An 11,189-nucleotide genomic window follows, 5' to 3' on the forward strand; every position below is an offset into this window, starting at 1 on the left:
GGTTGCGACGCTGCCGGATCGCCCCCTGCGGGTGGCCATCCTCGGGGCCACCGGGGCCGTGGGGCAGGAGCTGCTGCAGCTGCTGGCCGAACGCCACTTCCCGGTGGCCGAGCTGATCCCCCTGGCCTCGCCCCGCTCCGCTGGCCAGCCCCTCGCCTGGCAGGGGGAAACCCTCACCATTCAGAGCGTCAACGAGGCGGTGTTCTCGGGGGTGGATCTGGTGCTCGCTTCGGCGGGCGGCTCCGCGTCGCGCCAGTGGGCGCCCGTGGCCGCCGGCGCCGGCGCCCTGGTGATCGACAACTCCAGCGCCTTCCGGCTGGATCCGGACGTGCCCCTGGTGGTGCCCGAGGTGAACCCCGCCGCTGCCTTCGGCCACCGCGGCATCATTGCCAATCCCAACTGCACCACGATCCTGCTCACCCTGGCCCTGGCGCCTCTGCAGGCCCGGCGCCCCATCCAGCGGGTGGTGGTGAGCACCTACCAGTCCGCCAGCGGCGCCGGCGCCCGGGCCATGGAGGAGCTGCGCCAGCTCAGCCGCACGGTGCTGGACGGCGGCGAGCCGGTGAGCACCGTGCTGCCCCATTCCCTCGCCTTCAACCTGTTCCTGCACAACTCCCCCCTGCAGCCCAACGGCTACTGCGAGGAGGAGCTCAAGATGCTCAACGAAACCCGCAAGATCATGGAGCTGCCTGAGCTGCGGCTCTCGGCCACCTGCGTGCGGGTGCCGGTGCTGCGGGCCCACTCCGAGGCGGTGAACATCTGTTTTGCCGAGCCCTTCCCCGTGGCGGAGGCCCGGGCCCTGCTGGCCCAGGCTGCGGGGGTTGAGCTGATCGAGAACTTCGAGGCCAACCGCTTTCCGATGCCTACCGACGTGACCGGTCGCGATCCGGTGGCCGTGGGGCGCATCCGCCAGGACCTCAGCGATCCCAACACCCTGGAGCTGTGGCTGTGCGGTGATCAGATCCGCAAGGGCGCCGCCCTCAACGCGGTTCAGATCGCCGAGCTGCTGCTCCAGGGCCCGGTGCCGCCCCAGGAGGGGCCGCCGACGCTGGCTCAAGGAGGTGGGGTTTGAGCGTTGCTGCCCAGCAGCAGCCCTGGCTGCACGCCCCCTTCGGACGGGTGGCCACGGCGATGGTCACGCCGTTTCAGCCCGACGGCCAGGTGGATTTGGCCCAGGCGGCCCGGCTCGCTGATCACCTGGTGGCCCACGGCTCTGATGCGCTGGTGCTGTGCGGCACCACGGGCGAATCGCCCACCCTCAGCTGGCAGGAGCAGCACGCCCTGTTCGCCGCTGTGAAAGACGCCGTGGCGGGACGGGCCCGCCTGATCGCGGGCAGCGGCAGCAACTGCACCGCCGAGGCGGTGGAGGCCACCCGCGAGGCCGCGGCCCTCGGTGCCGACGGCGCCCTGGTGGTGGYGCCCTACTACAACAAGCCCCCCCAGGACGGCCTGGAGGCCCATTTCCGGGCKRTCKCYYAKRCGGCTCCGACCCTGCCGCTGATGCTCTACAACATCCCCGGCCGCACCGCCACCAGCCTCGAGCCCGCCACCGTGGCCCGACTGCTCGATCTGCCCAATGTGGTGGCCTTCAAGGCGGCGAGCGGCACCACCGACGAGGTCAGCGCCCTGCGCCTGGCCTGCGGCGACCGCCTGGCGATCTACTCCGGCGACGACGCCCTCACCCTGCCGATGCTGGCCGTGGGGGCCGTGGGTGTGGTGAGCGTGGCCAGTCACCTGGAGGGCCCGCGCATCAGCCGCATGGTGCAGGCCTTCCTCGACGGTGATCTGCCCCTGGCCCTGGCCCTGCATGAACAGCTGCTGCCCCTGTGCCGGGCCCTGTTCTGCACCACCAACCCGGTGCCCGTGAAAGCTGCCCTGGCCCTCAGCGGCTGGCCGGTGGGCGACCCAAGACTTCCCCTTCTCCCCGCGAACGACGACGTGAAACAACGCCTCTGCGAAACCCTGGCTGCCCTGCGTCCTACCTGAGACGCCAAGGCTGAATGGCTGATCTGCAATCAGCAACCTTCCAGTTTCAACCTCTGACTCTTCGAGTTTTCTTACATGTCAAATTCCCAGGTTCGTCATAGTTCCTCCCAGAACGGATCCAACGGCAAGCAACCAGCCCTGCGGGTGATTCCCCTCGGTGGCCTCCATGAGATCGGCAAGAACACCTGCGTGTTCGAGTACGGCGATGAGCTGATGATGGTGGATGCCGGGCTGGCCTTCCCCAGTGATGGCATGCACGGCGTCAACGTGGTGATGCCCGACACCAGCTATCTGAAGGAAAATCAGAAGCGCATCCGCGGCATGATCGTGACCCACGGTCACGAAGACCACATCGGTGGCATTGCCCACCACCTCAAGAACTTCACGATCCCGGTGATCCATGGGCCGCGCCTGGCGCTGTCGATGCTCACCGGCAAGATGGAAGAAGCCGGTGTGATGGATCGCACCATCCTCAAGACCGTCGGCCCCCGCGATGTGGTGAAGGTGGGCCAGCACTTCTCCGTGGAGTTCATCCGCAATACCCACTCGATGGCAGACAGCTTCACGCTGGCCATCACCACCCCGGTGGGCACGGTGATCTTCACCGGTGACTTCAAGTTCGACCACACCCCCGTGGACGGCGAGCACTTCGACATGGCCCGCCTGGCCCACTACGGCGACAAGGGGGTGCTCTGCCTGTTCAGTGACTCCACCAACGCTGAGGTGCCTGGCTTCTGTCCTCCCGAGCGCTCGGTGTTCCCGAAGCTCGACCAGCACATCGCCAAAGCCGATGGCCGGGTGATCATCACCACCTTCGCCAGCTCGATCCACCGGGTGTCGATGATCCTGGAGCTGGCCATGAAGAATGGCCGCAAGGTGGGCCTGCTGGGCCGCTCCATGCTGAATGTGATCGCCAAGGCCCGCGAACTCGGCTACATGCGCGCCCCCGATGATCTGTTCGTGCCGATCAAGCAGATCCGTGATCTGCCGGATCGGGAAACCCTGCTGCTGATGACCGGCAGCCAGGGCGAGCCCCTCGCTGCCCTCAGCCGCATCTCCAGGGGCGAGCACCCCCAGGTGCAGGTGAAGCCCTCAGACACCATCATCTTCTCGGCCAGCCCGATCCCGGGCAATACCATCTCCGTGGTGAACACCATCGACCGCCTGATGATGCTTGGGGCCAAGGTGGTCTATGGCAAAGGCGAAGGCATTCACGTTTCCGGCCATGGTTTCCAGGAAGACCACAAGCTGATGCTGGCCCTGGCCAAGCCCAAGTTCTTCGTGCCTGTGCACGGCGAGCACCGCATGCTCGTGGCCCACTCCAAGACCGGCATGTCGATGGGCATTCCGCCCGAGAACACCCTCATCATCGACAACGGCGATGTGGTGGAACTCACCCCCGATTCGATCCGCCGGGGTGAGCCCGTGAAGGCCGGCATCGAGCTGCTCGATGCCTCCCGCAATGGCATCGTCGACTCCCGGGTGCTCAAGGAGCGCCAGCAGCTGGCCGAAGACGGTGTGATCACCCTGCTGGCGGTGATCAGCACCGATGGCGTGATGGCGGCGCCGCCGCGGGTGAACCTGCGGGGCGTGGTCACCACGGCCGATGCCCGCAAGCTCAGCCTCTGGGCCGAACGCGAAATCTCCTGGGTGCTGGAGAACCGCTGGAGCCAGCTGAGCCGCAACACCGGTGGCAAGGCCCCGGATGTGGATTGGGTGGGCGTGCAACGGGAGGTTGAGCTGGGGCTGCAGCGCCGCCTGCGCCGCGAACTCCAGGTGGAGCCCCTGATCCTCTGCCTGGTGCAGCCGGCTCCGGCCGGCACCCCGGCCTACCAGGGGCGGGCCGATGCGGAGCCCGATTCCCGGCCGGCACCCCGCGGCCGCGCTGGCGGCCGTGACAGCCGCTCGCTGGATCGCACCCCTCGACGGGACGGGGCTCCGGTGGGAGCGGCCTCAGCCGCCGCCTCGGCGGCCCAGGCGGCGACCTCAGCGGCCACTCCTGTCGTCAACAAAGCCGCGGTCAAGGCGGCGCCGGCAGCGGTCGTGCCGGCTGCGGCCGCTCCCGCTCCCGAGCCCGAGATCGCAGGCCGCACCCGACGCCGCCGCTCGGCGGCCGCCGCAGGCTGAGTTCGGCTGGGCCTCAGCCCAGCCTCACGTGCAGCAGGCCCCGGGAGAGCTCCTTGATCTCCTCGGGGCTGAAGCCCTTGGGCTCATCCTGACGGCGCAGGGCCTCCAGCACGCTGCCGGCCGGTTGCAGCCGCTCCACCTCCTGCACCTCCACCACCTGCTGCCGCTCGGGATCCGCCTGGGCCACCTCGATCTGCTCGGCTTCCTCAATCACCTCCACGGCAATCGCCTCAGGCCGGAGTGGCTTCTCTCCGGCCTGAGGCCCTGAACCCGGGCCTTCATCCAGCTGCTCCAGCCAGGGCATCGCTGCTCCTGTGGGGCTGGTCTGGACCGCATCGCGAGCGGGTTCTGGTGCCAAGGATTGCTGCGGGGCCCTGCCCTGCTGGCGGGCCACCACACCGGAGTCCTCCAGGCCCTGCTCGGCGATCTGAGTCAGGCTGGGATCATTGCAGTGGCGCAGCAGGGCGCGGTAGTAGCCCTTGGCCGTGTCCACATCCCCCATGCCGTAGAGGCGGGTGTGGCCCAGCAGCAGGATCACCCGCAGGCGCAGGGGGTCAGCTGGATCGTCGGGAAGGTCCAGCAGCAGCGCCTCCCCCAGGGATTCCACCTCGGCCCACTGGCGTTCGCTGTAGACGCGCTCGATCGCGCCATAGCGCTCCTCATAGGACCCGCGGCTCTCGGCCATGGCTCTCGGCTGTAGGGGCACAGGTGAGAACCAGTGTGCTGCGTTGCCACTGCAAACGCCACCCACCGGCCAGCTGCAGGGTGCCTGCCCCCGACCCAGCGGCCAGCCGATCGAGCAGCGTTTCGAGGCTGCGGCGGCTGAGCCGCTCCCCCAGGTGGTGGCTTAGCCAGTGCTGCAGCAGGGCGCCCTGGTTGGCGCGCTGCAGGGCGCGCAGGGGGGCAAGCGGCAGCTGCTGATCGCTTCCGGCGCCGCTGCTGTCCCTGGCCCCCAGAGCGGCCAGCGCCAGGGAGAGCAGTTCCCCCTGGGTGTCGTCATCGGCGGCGAGTTGCTCGGCCAGGGCGGCCAGGCGCCGGGCGGCGCCGGGATGCAGGGCCTCCAGCACCGGCAGCACCTCCTGCCGCAGCCGGTTGCGGCTGTAGCGCTGGTCGTTGTTGCTGGGGTCAGGCCACACCGGCAGCTGCAGCTGCCGGCAGAGCCGGCCGGTGTCGGCCCGGCTGAACGGCAGCAGGGGCCGGGCCAGCTGCAGCTCACCCTCCAGGGCACGCAGGCCGCGCAGGCTGGCCAGACCCCGGCGGTGGCTCCCCCGGGCCAGGTTGAACAGCAGCGTCTCGGCCCGGTCGCTGGCGGTGTGGCCCGTCACCACCCGGCTGGCCCCGAGCGCTGCGGCGCCGATCGCCAGCCGCCGGTAGCGCCAGGCCCGGCCCGCGGCCTCGCTGGGGATGCCGCCAGCACCGCCGCTGGCGGCAGGTTCTCCTGGCTCGGGCTGCCAGCACTCCCCCAGCAGCGGCAGACCCTGCCCGGTGGCCCAGGCCGCCAGCTGCTGCGCCGTTCGGCCTGATTCGGGCCGCCAGCCGTGATCGCCGTGCCAGAGGTGCAGCCGCCAGCCGTGCAGCCGCCGCAGGGCGGTGAGCAGCGCCACCAGGGCCATGGAGTCCTGGCCGCCGGAAACAGCCAGCAGCAGGGTGTCGCTATCGGGCAGCAGGGCCGGGTGGCGCCGCAGGTGGCGGTGCAGCCGCAGGTGATCGGCGCTCCAGTCGGCCGCGGCGCTGGGCTGGGGCTGGGGATCGGACACCCTGACGACGGGGGTTCAAGTGGGAGAATGACCCCACTGTGCAGCTGTTCCTGCGATGTCGTCCGGCTCCTCCCGTCTTGCCCAGCTGCCTGCCCCGTTGCGGAGCGCCCTGGCGGAGTGTCGCCTGATCAAGGTGATCGCCGGCCTCACCAACTTCGATGCTGCCGCGGTGGAGCGCATCAGCCAGGCGGCTGGGGAAGGGGGTGCCGACCTGATCGACGTGGCCTGTGACCCGGCCCTGGTGCGACGGGCTGCAGCGGCGTCCGGCCTGCCGATCTGCGTGTCGGCGGTGGACCCCGAGCTGTTCCCAGCCGCTGTGGCCGCCGGCGCGGCGATGGTGGAGATCGGCAACTACGACGCCTTCTATCCCCTCGGTCGCCGCTTCGAGGCCGACGAGGTGCTGGCGATCACCCGCCGCACCCGCGAGCTGCTGCCCGAGGTGGTGCTGTCGGTCACGGTGCCGCATGTTCTGCCCCTGGATCAGCAGGAGCAGCTGGCTCTCGACCTGGTGGCGCTCGGTGCCGATCTGATCCAGACCGAGGGCGGCACCAGCGCCCGGCCCTTCAGCCCTGGCGTTCTGGGCCTGATCGAAAAGGCGGCCCCCACCCTGGCGGCCACCCATGCGATCAGCCGGGCCCTGGCCGCTGCCGCCGGCCCCGAAACCCCTGCCGTGCCGGTGCTCTGTGCCTCGGGCCTCTCGGCCGTGACCCTGCCCCTCGCCGTGGCGGCCGGCGCCGCTGGCGTTGGTGTGGGCTCCGCTGTGAACAGGCTGCAGGAGCCCTGGGCCATGGCGGCGGTGGTGCGGGAGCTGCGGACGGCCCTACCCCGTCCGGTGGCGGCGACGCTCTGAACGTAGGCCTGGCTCAGCAACCCTCAGTCACAACAGAGTGCCAGTGGGCGTTCCCAGGCCTACGTTGCGAAGGTTCCACCTGAACTGTCATGGGCTCCCTCGTCTGGCTGCTGCAGTGGCCGATCCGTGCTCTGGTGCTGCTGATCGTCGCCTGGCTTCCCCTGGGTGTTGAGATCGAGAGCTTCCCGATCGCCCTGCTCGCCGCTGTTGTGATCGGCCTGCTGGGCACCCTGTTGATCTGGCCGCTCAAGCTGCTGCTGGGGCCCGTCTGGGCCGTCACCAGCCTCGGCGGGGTGATCAGTCCGGTGAGTCTGCTGTTCAACTGGCTGATCACCGTGATTCTGTTCGGCCTGGCGGCCTGGCTGATCCAGGGCTTCCGGCTGCGCCAGGGGCTGCTGAGCGCCGTGCTCGGGGCAGTGGTCTACGCGGTGCTGTCGGCGGTGATCCTGCGCATGCTCGGCCTCGATGTGGACTTCACCCGAGTCTCGGCGCTGATGAGCCAGCTGGCTGCGGGCTGATCCGCGCCCCTGCGGGCCTTCGGGACGGCCATTTCGCTGCTCTCGGCACCGCGGTAGCGGGCGCGGCTCGCCAACAATGGGCACCATGATGGTTCCCTTCGAGCTCCACGCCCCCTACCAGCCCAAGGGCGATCAGCCCACGGCGATCGCCGGGCTGGTGCAGGGCGTTCAGGCCGGCGAGCGCTACCAGACCCTGCTGGGGGCCACCGGCACCGGCAAGACGTTCACGATCGCCAATGTGATCGCCAGCACCGGGCGTCCCACCCTGGTGCTGGCCCACAACAAGACCCTGGCGGCCCAGCTCTGCAATGAGCTGCGCGAGTTCTTCCCGAACAACGCCGTTGAATACTTCATCTCCTATTACGACTACTACCAGCCGGAGGCCTATGTGCCCGTCTCCGACACCTACATCGCCAAGACGGCATCGATCAACGAAGAGATCGACATGCTGCGCCATTCGGCCACCCGCTCCCTGTTCGAGCGCCGCGATGTGATCGTGGTGGCCTCGATCAGCTGCATCTACGGCCTCGGCATCCCCAGCGAATACCTCAAGGCCGCGGTGAAATTCCAGGTGGGCGACACGCTCAACCTGCGTGCCTCCCTGCGTGATCTGGTCAACAACCAGTACTCCCGCAACGACGTTGAGATCTCCCGCGGCCGCTTCCGGGTGCGGGGCGATGTGCTGGAGATCGGCCCGGCCTACGAAGATCGCCTGGTGCGGATCGAGCTGTTCGGTGATGACGTGGAGGCGATCCGCTATGTGGATCCCACCAGCGGCGAGATTCTGCAGAGTCTCGACGCGATCAACATCTACCCGGCCAAGCACTTCGTGACCCCCAAGGAGCGGCTGGCCGAGGCCATCGCCGCGATCCGCCACGAACTGCATGAGCGGCTCGATCTGCTCAATGGCCAGGGGCGTTTGCTGGAGGCCCAGCGGCTGGAGCAGCGCACCATCTACGACCTGGAGATGCTGGAGCAGGTGGGTTACTGCAACGGCGTGGAGAACTACGCCCGCCACCTCGCCGGCCGCCAAGCCGGCACCCCGCCCGAGTGCCTGATCGACTACTTCCCCGACGACTGGCTGCTGGTGGTGGATGAGAGCCACGTCACCTGCTCCCAGTTGCAGGCCATGTACAACGGCGACCAGAGCCGCAAGCAGGTGCTGGTGGAGCACGGCTTCCGCCTGCCCAGCGCCGCCGACAACCGGCCCCTCAAGGGCGAGGAGTTCTGGCAGAAGGCCCGCCAGACCATCTTCGTGAGCGCCACCCCCGGCCAGTGGGAGCTGGCCGAGAGCCGCGGCCAGGTGGTGGAGCAGGTGATCCGCCCCACCGGCGTGCTCGATCCCGTGGTGGAGGTGCGCCCCACCGAGGGCCAGGTGGACGACCTGCTCGGCGAGATCCGCCAGCGCGCCGACAAGCAGGAACGGGTGCTGGTGACCACGCTCACCAAGCGCATGGCCGAGGACCTCACCGATTATCTGGCCGAGAACGGGGTACGGGTGCGTTATCTGCACTCCGAGATCCACTCGATCGAGCGCATCGAGATCATCCAGGATCTGCGCAATGGCGAGTACGACGTGCTGGTGGGGGTGAACCTGCTGCGCGAGGGCCTGGATCTGCCGGAGGTGTCTCTGGTGGCGATCCTCGATGCCGACAAGGAGGGCTTCCTGCGGGCCGAGCGCTCCCTGATCCAGACCATCGGCCGCGCCGCCCGCCATGTGGAGGGCAAGGCCCTGCTCTATGCCGAAAATCTCACCGATTCGATGGCCAAGGCGATCGGCGAAACCGAACGCCGCCGTGCCATTCAGCACGCCTACAACGAGAAGCACGGCATCACCCCCACGGCCGCAGGCAAGCGGGCGGGGAATTCCATCCTGGCCTTCCTGGAGGTGTCGAGGCGCCTCAATGACGAACAGCTTGAGCAGGCCACGGATCAGGCCGAGCACAACGCCGTTCCCCTCGATTCCCTGCCGGAGCTGATTCAGCAGCTCGAGGACAGAATGAAAACGGCGGCCAAGAACCTCGAGTTCGAGGAGGCCGCCAACCTGCGCGACCGCATCAAGGGGCTGCGGCAGAAGCTGGTGGGCCGGGCCTGAGCTCCGGGGCCTCGCTGCCCTCGGCCCGGTGGGTGGTGCTGCCGCCGAGCTCGAAGGTGCGGTGCACCGCCTGAACCGCCTCCACCCCCTGGTCGGCGGCCACCACGCAGCTGGTGCGGATCTCACTGGTGGCGATCAGCTCGATGTTGATGCCGGCCTCCGCCAGGCAGCGGAACATGCGCGCGGCGGTGCCCGGGGTGCAGGGCATGCCGGCGCCCACGGCGCTCACCCGGGCGATGGCCGCTCCCTCTTCAAAGCGGGAGCCGGGCCACTGGCCCAGCAGCGGCCCGAGGGCCTGTTCGGCCCGGCTGCGGTCGTCGCGCTTCAGGGTGAAGCTGATGTCACGGGTGCGCTGCTGGCCGCTGAGGCCGGTGCGCTCCGACTGCACGATCGCATCGAGGCTGATGCCCGCATCGGCGAGGGCCCTGCACACGGCGGCGGCGGTGCCGGGGCGGTCAGGCACCTGGCGCACGGCCACCTGCGCCTGGCCGGTGTCGAGGGCCACGCCCCGCACGGCCGCCTCGCCGCTGTGGCAGGGGGGTGGATCGTGGCGCAGCTGGCTCTCCTGCAGCTCAAAGGCCTCGGCGGCCGCCCGCAGGGCGCGGCTGCCCTGGTCGCCGGCCACCAGGCAGCTCACCTTCACCTCGCTGGTGGCGATCAGCCGCAGGTTGATGCCGTAGCGGGCCAGGGTGTCGAACAGCCGCGCCGCCACACCGGGGCGGCCCATGATGCCGGCGCCGGAGATGCTCAGCTTGGCCAGCCCCGCTTCGCCGCTGAGGGTGGCGGCTCCGGCCCCCAGCTCGGCTCCCATGCCGGCCAGCACCTCGCGGCACACCAGCTGGGCCTGCTCCAGATCGGCCTCGGGCAGGGTGAAGGCAATGTCGTTGGTGAAGCTGCAGGCCTCGTCGGTGGTGCCCACATGGGTGGCCTGCACGATCAGATCCACGTTGAGGGCCGCCGCTCCCAGGGCCTCGAACAGCTGGGCCGCCACGCCGGGGCGATCCGGCACGTGGGAGAGCGCCACCACGGCCTGGCGATTTTCGAGATCGGCGCCATCCACCGGCTTGCCCAGCTCGAGGCCGCCCTGCCCGATCGGCTGCGGTGCCCCGCTGGTGAGCCGGGTGCCCGGCGCCTCGCTCCAGCTGGAGCGCACCACCAGCGGCACGCCGTAGTTGCGGGCGATCTCCACGGCCCTGGGATGCAGCACGGCCGCCCCGAGGCTGGCCAGCTCCAGCATCTCGTTGCAGCTCACCTCCGTCATCAGCTGGGCATCCGGCACCTTGCGCGGGTCGGTGGTGAGCACCCCGGGCACATCGGTGTAGATCTCGCAGGCCTCGGCGCCGAGGGCGGCGGCCAGGGCCACGGCGGAGGTGTCGGAGCCGCCCCGGCCGAGGGTGGTGATCTCCGGCGTGCCGGCCAGGCCGCTGCTGGTGCCCTGAAAGCCCGCCACCACCACCACCTGGCCTTCACCCAGCAGGCGCCGCAGCCGTTCGGTGCGGATCTCGAGGATGCGGGCGCGGCCGTGGGCCGACTCCGTCATGATCCCCACCTGCGGCCCGGTCATGGACACCGCCGGCACGCCCTCGGCATGCAGGGCCATCGACAGCAGCGCGATCGACACCTGTTCCCCGGTGGCCAGCAGCATGTCCATCTCCCGCTGGGGTGGATCGCTGCTGATCGCCCGGGCCAGGCCCGAGAGTTCGTCGGTGGTGTGGCCCATGGCCGACACCACCACCACCAGCTCATGGCCCTCGTCGCGGCACTGGGCCACCCTGCGGGCCACCGCCTGGATCCGGGCCACGTCGGCCACCGAGGTGCCGCCGAACTTCTGAACCAGCAGGGCCATGGGGGTGAGG

General features: G+C 69.6%; 8 protein-coding genes and 1 pseudogene. 6 read left to right on the forward strand and 3 right to left on the reverse strand.

Going from position 1 to position 11,189, the window contains the following annotated elements; genetic code table 11:
- The 3 genes and pseudogenes from IQ216_RS06915 to IQ216_RS06925 all read left to right on the forward strand — a co-directional run.
- A partial coding sequence (locus tag IQ216_RS06915) for an aspartate-semialdehyde dehydrogenase (protein WP_228007242.1) occupies window positions 1-1,072 on the forward strand: 1,072 nt, incomplete at its 5' end.
- Window positions 1,069-1,986: pseudogene (gene dapA / locus IQ216_RS06920) on the forward strand (4-hydroxy-tetrahydrodipicolinate synthase). The gene IQ216_RS06915 and the pseudogene dapA, both read left to right, overlap by 4 nt.
- A gap of 75 nt (window positions 1,987-2,061) precedes the next feature.
- The gene (locus IQ216_RS06925; RefSeq protein ID WP_193814897.1) at window positions 2,062-4,113 is read left to right on the forward strand and encodes a ribonuclease J; all 2,052 of its coding nucleotides are present in this window, start codon (window positions 2,062-2,064) and stop codon (window positions 4,111-4,113) included.
- Window positions 4,114-4,126: 13 nt separating this feature from the next.
- Here the strand turns inward: IQ216_RS06925 and IQ216_RS06930 are convergent, their stop codons facing one another.
- A complete protein-coding gene (locus IQ216_RS06930) occupies window positions 4,127-4,798 on the reverse strand; it encodes a hypothetical protein (RefSeq protein ID WP_193814898.1) in 672 nt (223 codons plus the stop codon).
- Complete coding sequence (tilS, locus tag IQ216_RS06935; RefSeq protein WP_193814899.1) at window positions 4,773-5,870, reverse strand: tRNA lysidine(34) synthetase TilS; 1,098 nt, start codon at window positions 5,868-5,870, stop codon at window positions 4,773-4,775. The genes IQ216_RS06930 and tilS overlap by 26 nt, the downstream gene beginning before the upstream one ends.
- A gap of 55 nt (window positions 5,871-5,925) precedes the next feature.
- Between tilS and IQ216_RS06940 the strand changes: the two genes are divergently transcribed.
- From IQ216_RS06940 to uvrB, 3 genes are all read left to right on the forward strand, one after another.
- Complete coding sequence (locus tag IQ216_RS06940) at window positions 5,926-6,720, forward strand: DUF561 domain-containing protein (RefSeq protein WP_193814900.1); 795 nt, start codon at window positions 5,926-5,928, stop codon at window positions 6,718-6,720.
- Between the two features lie 89 nt (window positions 6,721-6,809).
- Window positions 6,810-7,238: a phage holin family protein gene (locus tag IQ216_RS06945; protein ID WP_193814901.1), complete on the forward strand. Its 429-nt coding sequence runs from the start codon at window positions 6,810-6,812 to the stop codon at window positions 7,236-7,238.
- A gap of 88 nt (window positions 7,239-7,326) precedes the next feature.
- A complete protein-coding gene (uvrB, locus tag IQ216_RS06950; RefSeq protein WP_304523971.1) occupies window positions 7,327-9,333 on the forward strand; it encodes an excinuclease ABC subunit UvrB in 2,007 nt (668 codons plus the stop codon).
- Here the strand turns inward: uvrB and IQ216_RS06955 are convergent.
- Complete coding sequence (locus IQ216_RS06955; RefSeq protein ID WP_186697982.1) at window positions 9,296-11,179, reverse strand: aspartate kinase; 1,884 nt, start codon at window positions 11,177-11,179, stop codon at window positions 9,296-9,298. The two genes, uvrB and IQ216_RS06955, sit on opposite strands and share 38 nt — an antisense overlap.
- Between the last annotated feature and the right edge of the window lie 10 nt (window positions 11,180-11,189).

The organism is Cyanobium sp. LEGE 06143, from assembly GCF_015207535.1.
Lineage (GTDB): Bacteria > Cyanobacteriota > Cyanobacteriia > PCC-6307 > Cyanobiaceae > NIES-981.